Origin of the sequence: Draconibacterium orientale, assembly GCF_900111425.1 — a bacterium.
Lineage (GTDB): Bacteria > Bacteroidota > Bacteroidia > Bacteroidales > Prolixibacteraceae > Draconibacterium > Draconibacterium orientale.
The window spans coordinates 30,115-50,582 of record NZ_FOHT01000027.1 but is presented as its reverse complement, the minus strand read 5'-3'; the positions used below and the strand labels follow the sequence as shown (position 1 = coordinate 50,582).

15 protein-coding genes are annotated in these 20,468 nt (G+C 42.9%); 5 read left to right on the top strand and 10 right to left on the bottom strand.

Going from position 1 to position 20,468, the window contains the following annotated elements; translation table 11 throughout:
- Window positions 1–311: 311 nt before the first annotated feature.
- The 6 genes from BMW53_RS14740 to guaB form a co-directional block, all read right to left on the bottom strand.
- Window positions 312–1,898, bottom strand: coding sequence for an OstA-like protein (locus BMW53_RS14740; RefSeq protein ID WP_051567487.1), 1,587 nt, complete (start codon window positions 1,896–1,898; stop codon window positions 312–314).
- Window positions 1,898–2,860 (bottom strand): AAA family ATPase, encoded by a 963-nt coding sequence (locus tag BMW53_RS14735; RefSeq protein WP_038554188.1) that lies wholly within the window; start codon window positions 2,858–2,860, stop codon window positions 1,898–1,900. Before BMW53_RS14735 ends, BMW53_RS14740 begins: the two co-directional genes overlap by 1 nt.
- A gap of 20 nt (window positions 2,861–2,880) precedes the next feature.
- Window positions 2,881–4,254 carry a peptidylprolyl isomerase gene (locus BMW53_RS14730; RefSeq protein WP_051567486.1) on the bottom strand — a complete coding sequence of 458 codons (1,374 nt, stop codon included), beginning with the start codon at window positions 4,252–4,254 and terminating at the stop codon, window positions 2,881–2,883.
- Window positions 4,235–5,098, bottom strand: coding sequence for a hypothetical protein (locus BMW53_RS14725; RefSeq protein WP_038554185.1), 864 nt, complete (start codon window positions 5,096–5,098; stop codon window positions 4,235–4,237). Before BMW53_RS14725 ends, BMW53_RS14730 begins: the two co-directional genes overlap by 20 nt.
- The gene (locus BMW53_RS14720; protein ID WP_051567485.1) at window positions 5,091–6,989 is read right to left on the bottom strand and encodes a peptidylprolyl isomerase; all 1,899 of its coding nucleotides are present in this window, start codon (window positions 6,987–6,989) and stop codon (window positions 5,091–5,093) included. The genes BMW53_RS14725 and BMW53_RS14720 overlap by 8 nt, the downstream gene beginning before the upstream one ends.
- A gap of 85 nt (window positions 6,990–7,074) precedes the next feature.
- Window positions 7,075–8,550: an IMP dehydrogenase gene (gene guaB, locus BMW53_RS14715; RefSeq protein ID WP_038554182.1), complete on the bottom strand. Its 1,476-nt coding sequence runs from the start codon at window positions 8,548–8,550 to the stop codon at window positions 7,075–7,077.
- Window positions 8,551–8,868: 318 nt separating this feature from the next.
- On the opposite strand from guaB, the gene BMW53_RS14710 reads away from it, so the two are divergent.
- The 5 genes from BMW53_RS14710 (at window position 8,869) to BMW53_RS14690 (ending at window position 15,023) form a co-directional block, all read left to right on the top strand.
- Window positions 8,869–10,770, top strand: a complete 1,902-nt coding sequence (locus tag BMW53_RS14710; protein WP_038554179.1) for a RecQ family ATP-dependent DNA helicase — start codon at window positions 8,869–8,871, stop codon at window positions 10,768–10,770.
- A 1,057-nt stretch (window positions 10,771–11,827) separates the two neighbouring features.
- Window positions 11,828–12,433 (top strand): DUF5063 domain-containing protein, encoded by a 606-nt coding sequence (locus BMW53_RS14705; RefSeq protein ID WP_038554177.1) that lies wholly within the window; start codon window positions 11,828–11,830, stop codon window positions 12,431–12,433.
- On the top strand, window positions 12,434–13,006 hold the full coding sequence (locus BMW53_RS14700) for a 3'-5' exonuclease (protein ID WP_038554175.1): 573 nt from the start codon (window positions 12,434–12,436) through the stop codon (window positions 13,004–13,006). It begins immediately after the preceding gene.
- Between the two features lie 2 nt (window positions 13,007–13,008).
- The gene (locus BMW53_RS14695) at window positions 13,009–14,208 is read left to right on the top strand and encodes a class I SAM-dependent rRNA methyltransferase (RefSeq protein ID WP_038554172.1); all 1,200 of its coding nucleotides are present in this window, start codon (window positions 13,009–13,011) and stop codon (window positions 14,206–14,208) included.
- Between the two features lie 107 nt (window positions 14,209–14,315).
- Entirely contained in the window at window positions 14,316–15,023 is a 708-nt protein-coding gene (locus tag BMW53_RS14690) for a phosphoadenylyl-sulfate reductase (protein ID WP_245749053.1), read from the top strand.
- A gap of 297 nt (window positions 15,024–15,320) precedes the next feature.
- Here the strand turns inward: BMW53_RS14690 and BMW53_RS14685 are convergent, their stop codons facing one another.
- The 4 genes from BMW53_RS14685 to BMW53_RS14670 form a co-directional block, all read right to left on the bottom strand.
- Entirely contained in the window at window positions 15,321–16,127 is an 807-nt protein-coding gene (locus BMW53_RS14685; protein WP_139178184.1) for a hypothetical protein, read from the bottom strand.
- Window positions 16,128–16,322: 195 nt separating this feature from the next.
- Window positions 16,323–16,886, bottom strand: a complete 564-nt coding sequence (locus BMW53_RS14680; protein ID WP_038554150.1) for an FMN-binding protein — start codon at window positions 16,884–16,886, stop codon at window positions 16,323–16,325.
- Window positions 16,887–16,897: 11 nt separating this feature from the next.
- Window positions 16,898–18,100 (bottom strand): putative porin, encoded by a 1,203-nt coding sequence (locus tag BMW53_RS14675; RefSeq protein ID WP_038554147.1) that lies wholly within the window; start codon window positions 18,098–18,100, stop codon window positions 16,898–16,900.
- Between the two features lie 717 nt (window positions 18,101–18,817).
- Window positions 18,818–20,440 carry an alpha-L-fucosidase gene (locus BMW53_RS14670; protein ID WP_038554144.1) on the bottom strand — a complete coding sequence of 541 codons (1,623 nt, stop codon included), beginning with the start codon at window positions 20,438–20,440 and terminating at the stop codon, window positions 18,818–18,820.
- Window positions 20,441–20,468: the final 28 nt, after the last annotated feature.

Here is a 20,468-nt window from a genome sequence, read left to right as displayed (position 1 = left end):
TTTTTTGATTCGGGCAGGCCCGTTCAAAACTGCATCTGGAAACTTAAGTTCGAATAATGATCTACGAAATTTTGAGGGAAAGTGATGTTCCGGTGTAACAAATTCTTCGCTGCGCTGCAGAATGACAGCATCCTGCAACTCAGGGATGTCATCTTTATGTATGCTAAAAATAGAGATAACATCCTTGCAGCAAAGCATTCTTTATCAATGATCAAATGTCCAATAATCAATTTCGAATAACCAATATCCAACGATCAAGGATCCTGTTTCCAGTGACCAATGACCAGTGACCAGTGACCAATGACCAGTGACTACTGACCAATGACTTCTTCCACCTCTTCCTCAACAACCTCTTTCTTCTCAGGTCGCCAGAAAATATCGTTTTTCGACAGCGGACGAAGTTTTATTTTCCATTCGAAACCAGGTAACGTTTTTTCGCCTTCATCAAGTTCTAAAATGGGTTTTAGCTGTCCTTCGGGTTGTTTTTGGAATGCAATGGCATCAATCTTTCCTTCTTTAAAACGTATGCTGATATTGCTGCTTTCTGCTCTGTTCAGGCCAATCACAGCTTCCTTATCGCGTGCATAATACAGGGTTTGCCCGTTGCCATCCACATCAATATTGCGTAGTTTGCCGTTTACAATGTAGCCGGTCATGTCCTTTCCTTTAATCTGGTCGTAGCGCCCCGAATCCTGTTTCGAAATGATAAAACTGTTTTTCATCATATGCATTTCGTTGGGGGCGGTAGTGTGCTGAATCATTTCAACATAATCGGCACTAAGCTGGTGCTGTTCGCTCCAGATAACCGGGTTGCTGTGCATTTGAACCAGCGAATCTTTGGTAAAATACATCAGCGAATCGCATAGCCCCTGTATGTCGGTACGGAAAAAGCGTACGCCGTAGTAGGCCATCACAATATTTTCGCCATCAACAGTGTCGGGGATACTTTTTAAGGTGTCGGCATGCAGGAACAGGCTGTCGGCTTCGCTGTACGAAATAAATACGGCCGAATCGGTGGCAATGGCTGTTTCTTTAGCGTCGTTGTAAATTACCTTGTTTCCCTGAATTATGGTACGGTTTTCAAAGTCTTCGATATGTACGTTTCCTTCGGCATAACCATCGCCATTTTCTTTGTTGTAGCTTATTTGTTGGGCGGTTAACAGTTGCGTTTCGTTAAATACGCTTGGTTTATCTTTCAGGTCGGCCTCGCCGGTTTGGGTGTTGTACCAACCATCTTCGGCATAAAGGGTATTCACCGAATCGCGGATGGTAGTTGGCCCCATAAAATAGATCACCTCGGTTTGCGTATTGTAGCGCAGGTCTTCGCTGTTGATCGTATATTTATCGGAGAAGCCAACAACGCTGTCGGTAAAATGTGCTTCGTTGTTGTCGAGGTAATATTTCCCCACATTGCTGGTAAGGGTGTTGGTGCTGTCAACAATTTTTCCGAAACAATCGTAGTAGCCAACGTTCAGGTTCATGTCGTAATCCAGCGTGTCGGTGTAAAGCGTTACCTCGTTATTCACCAGCTTTACATTGTTTATGGCCTGTGCAAAACTGCGGTCGCCATCGTAATAAATTTTTCGTGCATAAAGGTGCAGCGTGTCGCCCTTGTTAATATGTACATTGCCAAAAGCATCTACGCGGTTCGATTGATCGTAGGTATAAGCACTGTCGCAGTACAGCAGAATATCTTCATGACGGATGATTACGTCGTTGATCAGGCGCTGGGCATTGGCAACGTTTTCGCTTTGTTCCAATGTTTCAGCCTGAATGATTTCCACGCGTTTCTTTTCCTGCGAGAATCCTTTTGCGGCAATAAACAAAAGGAAAAGAAAGAAAATTGCAGGGGTAAATTTGCGCAACGAGGCGCTGGTATTAATACGGTAAAAAGACATTAAAGCAATTTGTCGATGATTTCGTCGATTGAAATATTTTCAGCTTCGGCTTTGTAGTTTTTAATAATGCGGTGCCGCAGAATAGAAGGCGCAACGGCTTTTACATCTTCAATATCGGGCGAATATTTACCACGCAAAGCAGCATGTGTTTTAGCGCCCAATACCAGGTACTGCGATGCACGTGGCCCCGCACCCCATTTCAGGTACTGGTTACTGATCTCGGCTGCATTTTCATTCTCCGGACGGGTTTTTGCCGCCAGCGTAACTGCATAACGCAACACATTGTCGTTTACCGGAATTTTACGAATCAGATCCTGGTAGAACAGAATTTCTTTTCCTGAAATAACCGGTTTTAACTGGGTGTTTTGTATGGTAGTTGTATTTTTTACGATGGTAATTTCGTCTTCCAGTTTTGGGTAGTCGAGCCACACCGAAAACATAAAACGGTCGAGCTGTGCCTCGGGCAGGGGATAGGTTCCTTCCTGCTCGATTGGGTTTTGCGTAGCCAGCACAAAAAACGGTTTGTCGAGCTCGAAATGTTGTCCGGCGGCAGTAACCGATTGTTCCTGCATGGCTTCCAACAGTGCCGATTGCGTTTTTGGCGGCGTACGGTTAATCTCGTCGGCCAGAATGATATTGGCAAACAAAGGCCCTTGTATGAATTTAAAGTTACGTTCGTTGTCAAGAATTTCAGTACCGATAATATCCGATGGCATCAAATCGGGCGTAAACTGAATACGGTTGTACTTAAGCCCCAGAATTTTTGCAATGGTAGTTACAAGCAGCGTTTTTGCCAGCCCGGGAACACCGATCAGCAAAACATGACCGCGGCTAAACAGCGAGATCAGTACCTGATCGATAATTGCATCCTGGCCATAGATAACGGTAGTAATTTCCTTTTTCAGGTCTTTAAATTTGGTCTGAAGTGCATCTAAGGCTTCAACGTCGTTTTTTAAATTCATAAACAAAATTTCGTGGGTTATTATTTAATCCAGTTGTCGAAATTAAAGTTACAGTTGGCGTAAGTTCTGTCGATACGGATGTAGGTTTGCGACTGGCGCTCGGCAATCCATTCTTCCAAAACCTGTTCTTTCTTTTTCGCCAGGTACAATTCGGCAAGCGTTTGGTAATCGTCCTGCAGATTGGCCTTATGCGAATCGATTTTTTTTAACAGCTTGATTATTTTATAAACCTGTTGCTGGTTTTTGGTATCAATGGTTTCAAACGGCTCTGAAATCTCGTTGATGTTCATTTTTGTAATGATTTTACTTACATCGGGATCAACCTCTTCAATCGAAAATTTCGACGACATGGTGTTGGCGTTAATGGCAATACCACCATTGTTACGCGTATTTTTGTCGTACGAGAACATTTGCGCTGCCTGATCAAACGCAATTTCATCTTTGCGAATGAGGTTGGCCAAACTGTCGAGGCGTTCGTAAGCTTCTTCTTTTGCGTCAACCGAAACTTTTGGTTTCATTAAAATATGGCGGGTATTTACTTTTCCGCCTTGTTTATCAACTAATTGAATGATGTGGTAGCCAAATGCACTTTTTACTACGTTTGATACTTTATCGTCTTTAAGGTTGAAGGCCGCTGTTGCGTAAGCCGGATCAAGTTGTGCCCGTCCTGAATAACCAATAACGCCACCATCTTTAGCCGAAGGACCTTCGGAGTAAATTACGGCCATTGCGGCAAAGCTCGAACCGTTTTCAATTCGTTTTTTAATCTCGCGCAGTTTGGCTTTCACCCGGTTTTCTTCTTCCAGTTCTATTTTGGGTTCCACAGTAATTTGTGCATACTCGTATTGCGTTGGTATGGTTGGAATTTCATCTTTGCTTAGGTTTCGGTAGTTGTAACGCACTTCCGATGGAGTAACGGTTACATTTTCCACAATCTTCGAGCGCATTTGCTGACTTAGTATCTGCTCGCGAATGGCTTCCTGCATGTCGGCTTTAATACTGGCAATTGATTTTCCGAAATAGGTTTCAACAGCGCTTTCGGTACCAAAGTGTTGCATATACATTTGCAACTGCGCATCCATTTGTTGGTTAACCTGGCTGGGTGTTACCGTAATCAAAGTGTCCAGTTCGGCCTCGGCAACCAGCAGTTTGTTAATCAGAAAATCTTCCAGTATCTCGCATTTCATGTCTCCTTCCGAAGTAATTCCCTGCGCCTGCTGGTTAATGTTCATGGTTTCGATGTCCGATTTCAAAATAACGTTACCACCAACCACGGCTACAATCTGGTCGATAACCTTATCCTGAGCATTTGCTCCGGTAAGTACCGCAAGCATTAGCATCGTTGTTACAAAAATTCTAGTCATCATATTTTCATTAATTCGTTTTCGTGTCATATATTCTGAATTTCTTTTTACGTACACCTTCCGTGTAAATATTTTCTTCAATTTCTTTTAAGAATTTGATCTTACGCTGATTCAGGATCAGATTTTTAATATTGTCCCGCACAAATTCAATCGGAGCCAGATCGTTACTTAGCTTATAATCATGAATGCTGACAATATAGTAATAATTTGAATCATTCATTTCATACAGCTGGTTCCGCTTCAGAAAGGCCTCGGGGTCTTCCACTTGTTGCGGGAAGTTTTTTTCCAGCATTTGGAAGCTGATCCATTCATCGGCCGATATGTTTGCTTTTTTTGCATACTGACTGCAATAGTCGCGCAATTCGTCAATTCCTTCGGGCGAAGTGTCGTCAATCAAGGCTTTTACCATGTTGGGATCGGCCAAATCGCCGGGTATCATCACAAACGTAGCTTTTACAATGCTGTTAGTCAGGTTAAAATTTGCCGGATTATTGTTGTAATATTCTTCAATCTGCTGGTCGGTAACAAGGGTGTCCATCCGTTGTTTTATCAACTCGTTTTTATACTTATAGATAATTAGCGAATTGCGGTATTCTTCAATTTCATTGCGAAGGTCTTTTTGCTCTTCGCTCAGATTTTCATCGGCTTTTTGAATGAGCAGTTCCTGTTTAATCCATTTGTCGATGTAATTCTGGCTCATCGAAATGCTGTCTTCCTTACTAACTCCTTTGGGCAGAATTTCGTTTACCACCGATCGGTAGAGCACTTTTTCTCCAACGCTGGCAAGCGGTTCATCGTTACTTTCCGACGAACACGAAGCAAAGGCAATTGCCAGTGCAACGATAAAACCATATTTAATTTTTCGTTTAAACACCCTCGATGGAATTTAGCAGTTTTTTATTCACTTTAACCTTGTACTTGCGGCGTAGTTCTTTAATCCATTGTTCTTCCAGGTAATCCTGGTAATCGGATATAAAAAGGCCGCGCGCTTCATCCAGTGTTTTTGGCTCCGGTTTAATTTTATCGCCGCGAACAAAAGTAGTGGCACTGTCAAAATTTTCCGGCTCTTTGCCATTCCAAACGTAATAGTCCACTACCGGATCTTGGGCTTCTTCCCAGGCTCCGCTTTCAATGGAAATCAGTTCTTCGCCATCGGTATTTATGTGTGCAAGCACTTCGTCGGCATTCAGGCCGGCACCAAACAGGTTTTCGGCCTCTTCGCGAACCGATACATCCTTACAGGTAATTATATGACCTTTAAAACGATCGCCCCAAAGGTGTTTATCCTTGTTTTTTTGGTAGAATGCTTCCAGCCCCGCGGTGTCTTGCGCGGCATAGTTCCATATTTTTTCCTGCGAAATATTAAACAGCAAAATGCCGTCGTGGTATTCGTTCATCAGGTAGCGGAACTCGGGGTATTTCTCTTCCAGTTTCGCGTCTTCCAGATTGGTAATTTCAGCTGTTACCCAATCGTCGTAAACCGAACGGTAAGCTCCTGTTTTTATATTTTTTCGTGTAATAAACGCTGTCAGTTCTTCTGCTCCAAAGTTTTTGTTGTCGATAGTAAAGAATGTCTCTTCCGGTAAAGCGGTATTGGCAGCAATAGATAGCTCAGCCAATTTGGCTTTGGCAGCTTTGTTTTCCGAGAAGTTGTATTCTTTCTTCAGTTTTTCAACAAATACTTTTTTCCCGGAAGCCAGTCGCGTAGCATCTTTTTTAATTTGACTTTCGATTAATGTGCGGGCTTCTTCGAAAGGAGGAACAGGGCGCGCATTTAATCGTTTTATAATGTGGTAACCATAGGGCGTTTCCACAGGTTCGGAAATATCGCCATCGTTTTTCAGTGCAAATGCCGGATCGGAAAATTCCTTTACAATTCTGCCTGCCGCAAACCGGGGCATTTCTCCGCCACGAACAGCAGAGCGTCGGTCCTGCGATTCACTTTTGGCCAAAGTTGCAAAATCAGCTCCGTCGAGCAGCAGCTGATAAATAGAGTCGATGGCCGTTTTGGCTTTGGCTTTTTCTTCGGGAGAGGCATTCCGTCCCACGTTTTTCATAATGTGGGCAACCTGCAGTTCTCCTTTGTTGGGGCGGGTGTCGTGCACTTTTATCAGGTGGTAACCAAAATCGGTGCGCACCGGCTCCGAAATTTCTCCAACGGGCGTGTTAAAGGCAGCATCTTCAAAAGGAGCTACCATGGTAAAAGCCGTAAAATAATTCAGATGGCCTTTGTTCGTTTGTGCCGACGGATCTTCAGAGTACTCCACAGCAGCATCCTCAAACGGTTTCCCTGCAATAATCTGCTTACGAATGTTGGTGATTTTATCGAGTACCTGTTGTTCTTGTTCTGCCGATGCATTTTTGTCAATACGCAGCAAAATATGGCTGGCATCTACCTCCAGTTGCATGCGGCGGTACAGCTCCTCAACCTGTTGCTCGTTAAAATCAATATCGGTAAGATAAGGCGCAGCAATTTCTTTCCGGTAGCCGGCCAGTTCATTAATAAAGGCCCGGCTGGTGTCCATCTTTAAGTTTTCAGCTTCAACAACTTTCAACTTAAAATTAATGAACAGTTCCAAGTATTCTTTAGGTGTTTTTCTGTCGGCATCAGCATACAGGTTGCTGTTATTCTTCTTGTAAATGAATTCAAATTCTTCTTTGCTAACTTCTTGTCCGTCAATAGTTAGTAGTGCTCTGGCAGGTTGAGCCAAAGCCTGTAACGTAATGACAACAAAAAAAATCAACGAAAAGAAAATTCTGTTCATTTTACACCATTGGTTTATAGTTGAACAACACTGCCTGAGCAAATTGTGATTGTTTTATGCCCTTTCGGGAAAAAGCAGCCCGCGCTTACTGGCGGCTGCTGTAGTTCGGTGCTTCGCGTGTAATGCTTACATCGTGCGGATGGCTTTCCTGAACACCTGCATTTGAAATACGGGTGAATTTAGCCTGTTGAAGCGCTTTAATATTTTGTGCTCCGCAATAGCCCATTCCGGCACGAATACCACCAAGCAATTGATAAAGCACTTCGTATAATGATCCTTTGAAAGGAACACGTGCAGCAATTCCCTCAGGAACCAATTTCTTAATGTCGTCTTCCATATCCTGGAAATAGCGGTCTTTCGAACCTTTTTGCATGGCTTCAACCGATCCCATTCCACGGTAAGCTTTAAATTTTCTTCCCTGGTAAAGAATGGTTTCACCGGGCGATTCTTCAACACCGGCAAATAGTCCACCAGCCATCATCGAGTCGGCTCCCGCAGCCAAACCTTTTACAAAGTCGCCCGAGTAGCGTAATCCGCCATCGCCAATTACAGGAACGCCTGAGCCTTGAATAGCTTTTGAAACATTGTAAATAGCCGATAGCTGTGGTACACCCACGCCTGCAATAACACGTGTGGTACAAATCGATCCAGGGCCAATTCCAACTTTTACCGCATCGGCATCGGCGCTAACCAGTAATTTTGCCGCGTCGGCAGTAGCAATGTTTCCGGCAACCACATCTTTCTCCGGATATTTTGATTTTATACGTTTCAGCATTTCAACAACACCTTTGGTATGGCCGTGGGCAGTATCCAAAACCAATGCGTCAACCTGTGCTTTCACCAGTGCATCTACACGATCCATGGTGTCGCCCGCAATACCAACACCGGCAGCTACACGCAAACGGCCTTTTTCGTCTTTACAGGCCAGCGGTTTGTCTTTTGCTTTGGTAATATCTTTATAGGTAACCAGCCCAATCAATTTATTTTCTTTATCAACAACCGGAAGTTTTTCAATTTTATGGCGTTGAAGAATTTCTGCAGCTTTATGTAAATCAGTTGATTCTAGCGTAGAAACCAGGTTTTCGCTGGTCATTACTTCCGAAATCGGACGGCTCATGTTCAACTCGAAACGAAGGTCGCGGTTGGTAACAATACCTACCAGGTGCCCGTGACCATCAACAACCGGAATACCACCAATTTTATACTTGGCCATAAAATCCAGTGCATCCTTTACTTTTTTCTCTGGTGTAATGGTAATCGGGTCGTAGATCATACCATTTTCGGCACGTTTTACAGTTGTTACCTGGTGCGCTTGCTCCTCAATACCCATATTTTTGTGAATCACACCAATACCACCTTCGCGGGCAATGGCAATCGCCATTTTACTTTCGGTAACTGTATCCATTGCTGCCGAAAGAATCGGAGTATTGATGATAATGTTACGGGTGAATTTCGAAGAAAGATCAACTTCGCGTGGTAACAATTCTGAATATGAGGGAATTAAAAGAACATCGTCGAAGGTTAGCCCTTCAAACTGTATTTTGTCTTCTAGAAACGACATGCCTAACTATTTTAATGTTTTTATTAAAGCGCAAAACTACAAAAAAATAGTGGACCAGAACTGATTTATTTACGCAGTGCTTACTTTTGAAGACTAAAAATTGTTAAAGGTTAAACTGATTTATTAACCCGAAAAATTCATAAAATTTTTCACACGAAGTGTTGACGATTGAAAATCTGCACGATACGTTCTCTGTTTAGAGGTTGTTTTATGATTTTCAATGTCAAGGCTAACCCTGACAAATAATTGTATATCAATTATTTCGTCAGCCTTGTAAATAATTAGTTTATTTTTTTGAATTAATTAGGTTAATTTGTAATGATGGAAGACTTCAGGCAGATACTTACCCGCTATTGGGGTTACCCCGAATTCCGGCCGCTGCAGCTCGAAATAATTGAGTCTGTTGCAGCGGGGAAGGATACCCTTGGTTTAATGCCAACCGGTGGCGGAAAATCCATAACTTTCCAGGTTTATTCGCTGGCACACGAGGGCATTTGTGTGGTGGTAACACCCTTGATTGCTTTAATGAAAGATCAGGTGGAAAACCTGAGCCGAAAAGGGATAAAAGCACTGGCGGTGCACAGCGGTATGTCGGCGCGCGAAATAAAACTTACGCTCGATAACGCCGTGTGGGGCAATTACAAGTTTTTATATGTATCGCCCGAACGCCTGAATTCAGAGCGTTTTGTAGAGCGCCTGGAGCAAATGAAAGTGAACCTGTTAACGGTTGACGAAGCACACTGTATTTCGCAGTGGGGCTACGATTTTCGCCCCAGTTACCTCAGCATTATTAAAGTGCGGGAGCTGCTGCCCAAAGTAAAAATACTGGCCTTAACAGCAACTGCAACGCCTAAGGTGGCCGACGATATTCAGGACAAGCTGGGTTTCAAAGAGAAGAATTTGTTAAAAATGTCTTTTCACCGCGAAAACCTGAGTTACTTGGTGCGTCATGTTGAGAATAAAACCGGTTATCTGCTCAATACACTGAAAAAAAGTAAAGGCTCGGGAGTGGTGTATGTGCGCAGCCGCAAAGCCACTCGTGAGATTGCTGAAGAACTAAGGCAAAACGGAATCTCAGCCAGTTATTACCATGCCGGTTTGGGAAATTTTGTGCGTAGTGCACGGCAAGACGACTGGCTGAGTGGAAGAACACGTGTAATTGTGGCTACCAATGCTTTTGGAATGGGAATCGATAAAGCCAACGTTCGCTTTGTAATTCACATTGATGCGCCCGATTCGCTGGAGGCTTATTACCAGGAGGCGGGCAGGGCAGGGCGCGACGGTAAGAAATCGGCAGCAGTACTATTATATAATAATGCCGATACCACCAAGCTGAAAAAACATATCTCAACTTCGTTTCCTGAAATTGATAATATTAAGCGTATTTACGATTCGTTGTGTAACTATTTCCAGATTGCCGTGGGGTACGGAAAAGGACAGGTGCGAGAATTCAGCTTACAGGGATTTGCACAGGCCTACAAATTTCAGCAGGCGATGGTTTACAATAGCCTAAAGATTTTGCAACGCCAGGAATACCTTGAATTTACCGAGCAGGTTGACAGTCCTTCGCGCGTTTATTTTCCGATTTCGCGCGATGAATTGTACAAATTTCAGGTGGCCAATGCCAAACTCGACGATTTTATAAAACTGCTTTTGCGCTCGTACACCGGTTTGTTTACGGGTTATGTATCGGTTGATGAAGAGTTGTTGTCGAAACGTTCGGGGCTTAATCGCGACCAGGTGTACAATTACCTGAAACACCTTCGCCAGTCGAAAGTGATTGATTACGTACCGAAAAGTCAAACGCCGTTTATTTACTTCACCAAAGAGCGTGTGCATATCGACCGCATAAAGATTTCGAAAGAAAACTACGATCTGCGTAAAAAAGACTACACCGAAAAAATTGAGTCGGTAATTCATTATGCCACCGATTCGGCCACATGTAGAAGCCAGATTCTTTTAAGCTATTTTGGTGAAACCGATACAGCAGCTTGTGGCACCTGCGATATTTGTAAAGCAAAAGAAGCACTGGCGCTAAGCGATTACGAATTTGGCACCGTTAGTAAACGTGTGCAAAAATTGCTTGCTGATCCATGTACTTACGAAAATCTCTTGTTCAAATTAAAAGGCGACCAACAAAAAATGCGCGAAATAGTAAAGTGGCTACTCGATAACAAAAAAATTATCTACCGCGTTGACGGGCTGCTGGAATGGAAGTAGCTGAAGTTTTAAGGCAAAAGTGAAAAGTGAAAAGGCAAAAGTTGTCATTCGCCGTTAGTCATTGGTCATTAGTCACTAGCGAGTTTTTTATTTCATGAGTTTTTATTAAAGCATTAAAGCATTAAAGCATTCACGCATTTCTTCCTTCAGTCCTTCAGTCCTTCGCAAGGCAAAAGTAAAAAGTGAAAAGGCAAAAGTTGTCATTCGCCATTAGTCATTTGCCATTAGTCACTGGTCATTGGTCACTAGCGAGTTTTTACTTCATGAGTTTTTATTAAAGCATTAAAGCATTAAAGCATTAAAGCATTCACGCATTTCTTCCTTCAGTCCTTCAGTCCTTCGCAAGGCAAAAGTAAAAAGTGAAAAGGCAAAAGTTGTCATTCGCCATTAGTCATTTGCCATTAGTCACTGGTCATTAGTCACTAGCGAGTTTTTACTTCATGAGTTTTTATTAAAGCATTTACGCATTAAAGCATTAAGGCATTTCTTCCTTCAGTCCTTCAGTCCTTCGCAAGGCAAAAGTAGAAGGTAAAAAGGAAAAAGTTGTCATTCGCCATTAGTCATTTGCCATTAGTCACTGGTCATTAGTCACTAGCGAGTTTTTACTACATGAGTTTTTATTAAAGCATTTACGCATTAAAGCATTTCTTGCTTCAGTCCTTCAATCCTTCGCAAGGCACAAGTAAAAAGTGAAAAGGCAAAAGTTGTCATTGGTCATTAGTCATTAGTCATTGGTCACTAGCGAGTTTTTACTTCACGAGTTTTTATTAAAGCATTAAAGCATTTTATCCTTCAATCCTTCGCAAAGCAAAAGTTGCAGTATCCAGTCTCAGTTCTCTATTGACTGATTCGCTTTCAATCTACTTCAATCTTGAAATCAATCTACATCAATCTTAAAATCAATCTACATCAATCATCTCAAAGAAAGCACTGTCCGCAATAATACTATCACGCCAACTTAAGCCTTTAATCTTTCCACTTCCATCATTCCACTCCTGTCTTAAAAATCTTTACTACTTTTGCAGCAGTTTAAATTATTGGGAAATCAGGTGTGAGTATGGATCAGGTCGTATATTCAAAAAATGTAGTTGAATTTGTAACAGTGGCTAACGAGTACTGTTCTACCATCGAGAATGTTTCGCATCTCACTGCAGAAGAAAATCTTGCAAAGCTGCAAAAGTTGCTGCCATTGCTCTATTTAAAGGCTTCGGTTGTTGAGAAGATTGAAATGGTAATGGACGAGGAACTGGAGAAATTTGTAAACGAACTCGACTACAATATGTTGCATCAGAAATGGTTGCAGTTGTTGGGCGAGAACGATGGTTTTTACGAGGTTTTCGATCCCAATATTCAGTTTGGAGAAGAAACCGTTCGTGCAAGTGTTTCCGAAAACCTGATGGATATTTACCAGGATTTAAAGGATTGTATCACCAATTACAGCATTGGTAACGAAGAAGTAATGAACGATGCAATTTCGGATTGTATTTACCATTTCGAGGAGTTTTGGGGGCAGCAGCTGGTAAATGTGATGCGTGCCGTGCACATGCTGGTTTACAGCGATGCCGATTTTTCAACTGATAGTAGTAATGACGAAGTGGTTCCCGGGAAAGGAAATCCTGAATGGCTGGATAAATTTTGGGGAACCGATCAAGACGAAGAGTAAATGTTTAAAGAAAAAATATCAAACGAAGAGTTGACGGAGCTGCCTTTAAAACGTTTTGAAGGCCAGATTATTTTAGTCGATTCATTGCAAATGGTAAAACATGCCATGGAAGAGCTCAACGGAGCAAGCATAATTGGCTTTGATACCGAGACAAAACCGTCGTTTAAAAAAGGCGTGGTAAACAAGGTGGCTTTGCTGCAATTGTCAACCAAAAATAAGGCTTTTTTATTCCGGATTAATCGCATTGGTTTGCCACGCGAGATTGTGGAATTACTGGCCAACGAAAAGGTAATAAAACCGGGTGTTGCCATCCGCGACGATATTAAAGGCCTGCAGGAATTTGTACCCTTTAACCCGGGTGGTTTTGTTGAGTTGCAGGATGAGGCCAAGGAAATGGGCATTCAGAATTTTAGCCTGAAAAAACTTACAGCAATTGCCTGTGGTTTTCGCATTTCGAAAGGACAGCAGCTGACCAACTGGGAAGCCAGCGAATTAACCGAAGCACAACAAAATTATGCAGCTACCGATGCGTGGGCTGCACTGGAAATTTTCGAAAACTTTTCAAAAAATTAGAGATGGCAAAAGAGTTTGTCAAAGTTGTATTAAAGTCGGGTAAAGACCAGTCATTGCTGCGTTTTCACCCGTGGGTATTCTCCGGAGCCATAAAAGAAATGTACGGTAAACCGGCTGAGGGCGACATGGTAAAAGTATATTCGAACCAGGATCGGTTTTTGGCAATGGGCCACTACCAGATCGGATCGATTGCCATTCGTATTGTGTCGTTTGAAGAGGTGGAACCGGATTACAATTTCTGGAAAAGCAAAATAGAAAGTGCGTGGAACCTGCGTAAAAAGATGGGGTTTGAAAATAACCCTGAAACAAATGTTTTTCGTTTGATTCACGCTGAAGGCGACGGAATGCCGGGCCTGATTGTTGATTTTTACAACGGTACAGCGGTAATGCAAACGCACTCCATTGGAATGCACCTTATACGCGAAGAGTTGGTGAAAGCTTTGCAGGAAGTGATGGGCGACCATCTGAAAGCCGTTTACAATAAAAGCGAAAAAACATTGCCGTTTAAAGCCCAGGTAAAATCGGAAGACGGTTATTTGTTTGGCGGCCCCGATGCTTCGGGCGCACACGAAGTGCTGGAACATGGCCTTCGTTTTAAGGTAGATTGGGAGAATGGTCAGAAAACGGGGTTCTTTGTCGATCAGCGCGAAAACCGTAAGCTGGTGCAGGAATTTTCGAAAGACCGTGATGTGCTGAACATGTTCTGTTACACCGGAGGTTTTTCGTTTTATGCCATGCAGGGAGGTGCCAAATCGGTGCACTCGGTTGATGCGTCGGCAACGGCCATTGAATTGACCGATGAGAATGTGGAGTTGAATTTTCCTGGAGACCAGCGCCATAAATCAACAGCGATTGATGGTTTTGAGTACCTGAAAGACATTAAAGATAAATACGACCTGATTATTCTTGATCCGCCGGCATTTGCCAAGCACCGCAAAGCACTGACGCAGGCTTTAAAAGGTTATAAACGAATTAATACACGTGCTTTCGAGCAAATTCGTAAAGGCGGAATTTTGTTTACCTTCTCCTGCTCGCAGGTGGTGTCGAAAGAGAAATTCAGGGAAGCCGTTTTTTCAGCAGCAGCCATATCCGGACGAAAAGTTCGTATCCTTCACCAAATGAGCCAGCCGGTTGATCATCCGGTTGATATTTACCACCCCGAGAGTGAATATTTGAAGGGATTGGTTTTGTATGTGGAGTAGGAGAGAACAAGATAAAAGGCAAACGTAAAAAGGCAAAAGGACTCAGAAGCGAATGAGTTATTGAGCAAATGAGGAAGAACTTTGTGGTAAAATATAATTACATGAAAATGCAAGAACTAACAAACAAGTATAACACACAACTGGAAGAAAAAACGATTGTAGAGAAATTACAATTTCTGGTTGAACAGCACCTGGGGAAAGTGGTTTTTACCACTAGCTTTGGATACGAAGATCAGGTGATTACCGATATTATCTTTAAGAACGACCTGCCCATAAACGTGGTTACTTTAGATACCGGCCGTTTGTTTCCGGAGACGTATAAAGTGTACCGCAGTACGCTCGAAAAATACAACAAGCCGATTAAAGCGTATTTCCCGCCAACCGAAGAAGTGGAAAAACTACTCGACGAAAAAGGACCTTTCAGCTTTTACGAGTCGCTGGAAAACCGCAAAGAGTGTTGTTGCATACGCAAGGTTATTCCATTAAAGCGTGCCTTGAAAGGAAACGAGATTTGGATTACCGGCTTACGTGCTTCGCAATCGGAAAATCGCAGCGACATGAAATTTTTTGAGTACGACGCCGGAAACGATATCGTAAAATTCAATCCGCTAATGGAGTGGAGCCTGGAAGAAACCATCGACTGGGTGAAAAAATATAACGTACCCTACAATGTACTGCACGATAAAGGATTTGTGAGCATTGGCTGTCAGCCTTGTACTCGCGCCATTCAGCCGGGCGAAGATTTCCGTGCCGGACGTTGGTGGTGGGAGCAGGGCTCAGGAAAAGAGTGCGGGCTGCATTCCGTAAAAAAATAGATCTTAAATCTATTCATATATAGGGCACGGAAAACTCCGTGCCTTTTTTATTGTCCTTATTTACGGTGATTGCACAGTGCTCGTCCTCCTTTTGAAAGGAGGTGCCCCGATTTTTCGATCGGGACGGAGGATTAGATTAGTTCGCTACCCCTGTAACGATTTGTAATGTACCAGGACAAAAGCAGCGGACAGGAAAGAATCGTGCCGGGACAAAATAGGTCATTGACCGCTGCAGGTTTAAACATCCAAAGAATGTCATTGGCAAGGAGGAACGACTGAAGCAATCTGTTCTATCATCTATAAAGCAACCTTAAACCACGAAGAAACTGCCGGGGATGAGCCGGTGGCTGTTGCCCGTTGCGACATCCCTTTCATCTGTCTACCACGACCACCGCCGCCGCCTGACATTCCTCCCATTCTGCCACCTGAGCCTTTTTCTCGTCCCGAGCTGCTCAAACCTGACATAGAACCGCTTCCGCGCATTGGAGATGATGTGGAATTACCGGTTTCCAAACCGGCAGAGAATGTTTGGTCATCGGCAACCGGAATCTCTTTTAATGGCATCTGCAATTCTAAAACCAGCTCATTGTACTCGTTTGTGGTAAAATTAACCTCGATGGAATACAGGTGTGGACTGGGGTAAAAAGTAAATTCTTTGCCGTTGGCATTCCATGTCACTTTTTTTAGCGCGTTGTTTATGGCTGCTGCCACATTTCCCTGTATTGCCAGATCAGGAGTTTGTATAGCCTGGAAGCTTTGTCGATTCATTTGATCGATTGAACGTTCAATTTTTAGTGCATATTTTTTTCCTTTTTTTCCTTGCGGATCGAAATACAGGTTCAGTCCGCTGCGCATAATTCGCTGATAACTGGTTCTGTCGCTCAATGTTGCTGTAAAAAAGAAGTTGGTATCGTTAACCGCCACACCATAACGAATACTATTCTTTTTATCAAAATGTGTGGTTGGAATGGCTGAAAACTCAGGAGATGGTTTCCCTGAAAAATCCTGACTTTGATATACCGGAAGTTTAGCGCATGACAACGAAAATAAGGTAAGTAAAATGTAGCCAATCATCTTTCCTGATTGCTTGTTAAGTAGATTCATGAATTGCAATTTTTGTTTAATAAAAACTCTGTTTTCAGAATTAGACACAGACCTGAATCTAAACTTGCGAACGTACTGCAATTGATTTGATTTTTTCAATAGAGGTACATCATGCCCTTAAATAAAAAAGTCCCGATTGATAGTGGCATCTGTCAACCGGGACTTAAAAAGTATGTAATGTATAACTTTTGCGTACTATAGCTGAAGCTTTTTCAGTAGTGCCGTTTTGTTTTCCACATCAGCGGTGATGGCATATACCGAGATGGTGGCACCTGAAATGGCATCGATGTTTTTATCTACTTTTAACGAATCGGAGCCGTTAAACCCAATGAACTGTTTTAACCAGCCCTTGGCGGTAATTTCGTAGCCGTGCGTGGCCTGGTAGTTATATACTTTTACTGCCTGCACAGTTTTATGCTCGTCGAATAAAATATAATAATCAAAGTATTCCGAATCGAGTGTTGGCGGTAAAGCGTTCGTTACCGAGCATCCTCCGGCGCGGCAGCTGTTTACCCGCCCGATGTAAATGTAACGGTAAGCATTTTCGTTGTTTTCAGTTATCCGGAAGTATTTGCCGTTTATTTCGTTGCAAGCCTGGGGGGTAATTTTCATCTCCTGAACTCCCGACAGCGTTTCGATACCCGATTTTTGCAGGGTTTTTTTCAGCGCTTTTGGCTGAAAATCCACCTCGTTTTGGGCAAAGGCCCAACAGGCACTAAATAATAAGGCAATCAATACTATTCCTGATCTGAATTTCATTTTTCTATAGTTTAAAACATTACACCAATTCCTGCACTAAACGTTTTTGCGTAAGTATTGGTAGCGGCATTTTTTACAAACTGTATATCGGTTTTTACAACGGCTCCTTTTGTTAATGCCAGCGTAAGTCCTGTGGTAATAGCTGTTTTCTCGTAAGCTGCGTTTTTAGCAATAGTGTTTTCTACCGAACTGTGGGTATTTAAAAACTCGTAACGTACAAACGGTGTAAGTTGCAATTCGGTGTCAACCGTACGGAAAACATTGTAAGCAGCTTCGGCGTAATACCCGATCATAGCGCTTCCAACATCATTCAGGCTACCGTCTTTGGCAGTAAAAGTATTGTACTCATCGGTGTTTGATAAGCCGGCATAGTATAACTGACCACGCAACTGAAGTCCTTTTACCGAATAACGGGCATCCAGTCCGAACATTGAAATACCAACTACCGACGAATCAGCCATTGCAACAGCGGCATCATCATCCTTGTCAATTCCGTTGTATAATTTGCTTTGTGTTTTTCCGAGGTAAGTCGATAAGCCCAGGTTCAAGCCCCTGATTCCGAAATACTCGATCTTTCCCGCAAAATTTGGTGCACTTACATACGATTCTGCTCCTTTTTGGCGGCCGCTGCGCATTCCTTTTGCGCCACTTAGTTTGGCCGAACCATCGTAACCGTTAAAGCCGTTCATTACGTAAGCCTGGTATTTTAACGATGCCGGCAACATTGTTCCGGTAACACCAAAACCAATTTCGCGCCAGGTAGTTGGTGTAATGGTATTGTCGACCAGCGGGCGTTCAACACCATTAAAAGTTGTAGGCTCGTGGTACTCGTTAATAATTCCCATTGGTACCAGCATCAATCCGCCTCTGAAATTAATGGCGTTGTTCAGTTTGTACTGCAAAAAAGCCTGCTCTACATAAACCTCTTTAACGTGTTCGTATTCAATTTCGGTAATAAACTGTGTTTTTTCGTTGAAGTTATACCCCAGCAACATTACAACACGGTGCACGTCTAGTTTGCCGTTGTTATAGGTGTCGCCCGATAAAGGTTGGTTATAATGTACTTCGCCGTAACCGCCAATCAGCAGTTTGCTGTCTTGAATTAAAAGATTATCGGCTGAATTCGTGTATTGGTTGGGATTGTTTTCATCTTCTTGTGCGAAAGCCAAAAGGCCTGCGCTTACAATTAAAAATGATAGCAATAGTTTCTTCATGATTCCTGGATAAAATTGTTAAATGTTTATGCTGCAAGGCTAGTTGGAAGCCCCAAGGTGTGAAATCCCAAAAAGTGGTGATTTTTTGAATGGGTAACTATTATTAGTGGTGATGATTGATGGCTATATCACCTGAAATTGGGATTGTGGGGAGGAATGACTGAAGCAAGCCGAATGAAAGGATTATTGATTAAGGATTAAGCTGCGAGCCACTAGCCGCCAGCTATTAGTTAATAGCATGATGAAGCAATGTTTTTAAAGATGCGCAAGTGGATTTTTTGCACCGTCCTTTAGGGCGGTGTTTTGGAAGGAAACAGCTTGTAGGCTTTAGCCTTTAATGAAAATATTAATGACTAAAGCCGCGGTGCAAGAAATTGTTTCAATTTCATCGCCCTAACGCGACGATGCTTTGAAGTATCGGGGTGTTGCCCCTAAAAAGAACAGGACCAAAGGTCCGTCACGTATAAGCGTTGTCCGGGAGGGCAACGATTGATTACGAACCGAATAAAAGGATTAAGGATTAAGGATTAAGGATGAATGGAGTTACAAGTTTTAAGCTTCCAGCTGCGCGTTACTAGATACGCGTTGCTGGTCACTGGTCATTGGTCACTGGTCATTGGTTGTGGCAACATTTATTGTTGGGACAAGGGCAGCGGGCAATAATGATTTGTGTGGAGAGGACAAACTATTCTCCGCTGCCCGGGATAAAACCGAAAACTACTGGATTTTAAAGGCTAGAGGAGCCACTAAGTCCAGATTTTCAGGAAGCGTAATGTGTAATCCGTCTTCATTAAAATGGTACGAAACTATTGTACCTCCCAGCAGCTCAACGGTGTCGAATGTTTGGTTAAAATACGCGCTTTCGGTTGACAACGATTTTATCAATACCTTTTGTTCGCTCTCGGGTAATTCCATAACTACAGCATAAAGTACATCTCCTTTTTTGGTAAAGCGCACATCGTTGGAGGTGTATGGCCCACCTTTTCCTTCGTTAAAACCCTGTGCATTTATCGGATTGGCATTTTCGGCTTTTGGCCCTTCGCCATAAATGCTCCAGGGGCGTGTTCCGAAAATACATTCGTTGTTAATATCCATCCAGCTGGCAATGTCTTCCACAATTTTTAGCTCTTTTTCATCGATGGAACCGTCGCCGCGAACAGGAATATTCAGCAAAAGATTACCATTCTTACTCACAATATCGATTAACATTTGCATTACAGTTTTTGCCGATTTGTAGTCGCTTCGGTTATATACGCCGCGGTCGTAGTGCCACCCTCCAATGCATGTGCACGATTGCCATGGTTTTTCCTGAATAGTATCGGGGGCACCGCGCTCAACATCCCAAACCATACATTCTTTTTGTTCATCGGTAAGTATTTTGCCAAAAAGAACAGCCTCCAGTTTGCCGTTGTGTTGTTTCATGTTGGAGTTGTAATAATGTGCGGCTATTTCCAGACCAACGTTGCTTACGGGCCATAAAGGCAGCGCCGTGTCGTCGAAATAAATTAAATCGGGATTAAACTGGTTAATCATATCAACAGTGCGGTTATAAAAATTCAAACAATATTCGCTAGACGGGGGAGTGGCGCCATTTTCCCAACCCCATTGTTTATGAATGCTTCCTATATTTTCGCTCTCCTGGCTTAAGGCGTGGTTTTGCGCATATAAATTTTGCGGATCGAGGCCTTCCCACCATTTGCCTTTGCCATCGGCTTTTGTTAGTTTTCCATCGTACGGAATACCTGCAAATTCGCCTTCTTTATCGGCCTGCTGAGCTGTTTCGTACCAGCGCCAGGCGTGCGCCGAATGGATGCTTACGCCAAAGGGCAGGTCATTATTTTTTGCCGCCCTGGCCCAACCGGCAAGTATATCTTTTTGCGGACCAACTGCAACTGAATTCCACTCCTGGTATTTACTGTTCCACATATCAAGATTGTCGTGATGGTTGCCCATTGCAAAAAAGTATTTGGCACCGGCTCTTTTATACAAGGCAACTAATTTTTCAGGATCCCACTTTTCTGCTTTCCATTCATTTATTACGTCTTTAAATCCAAATTCAGATGGATGGCCATATTTGTTTAAATGGTAGTTGTATTGCCAATGTCCTTCGGAATACATGTGCCGCGCATACCAGTCGCCGGCTTCGGGTTGACACTGAGGCCCCCAGTGCGCCCATATCCCAAATTTGGCATCGCTAAACCATTCGGGTGTTTCGTACTGTTTTAACGATTCCCAGCTGGGGCTAAACATGCCGGTCTGCATTTTTTCTTTTGCATTTTCCTTACAAGATATCGTTGAAATAATGCATATCAGAAGTGTAATAATTCCTTTTGTTTTCATGTCCGGTTTAATTTGAAATAGTTTGTTT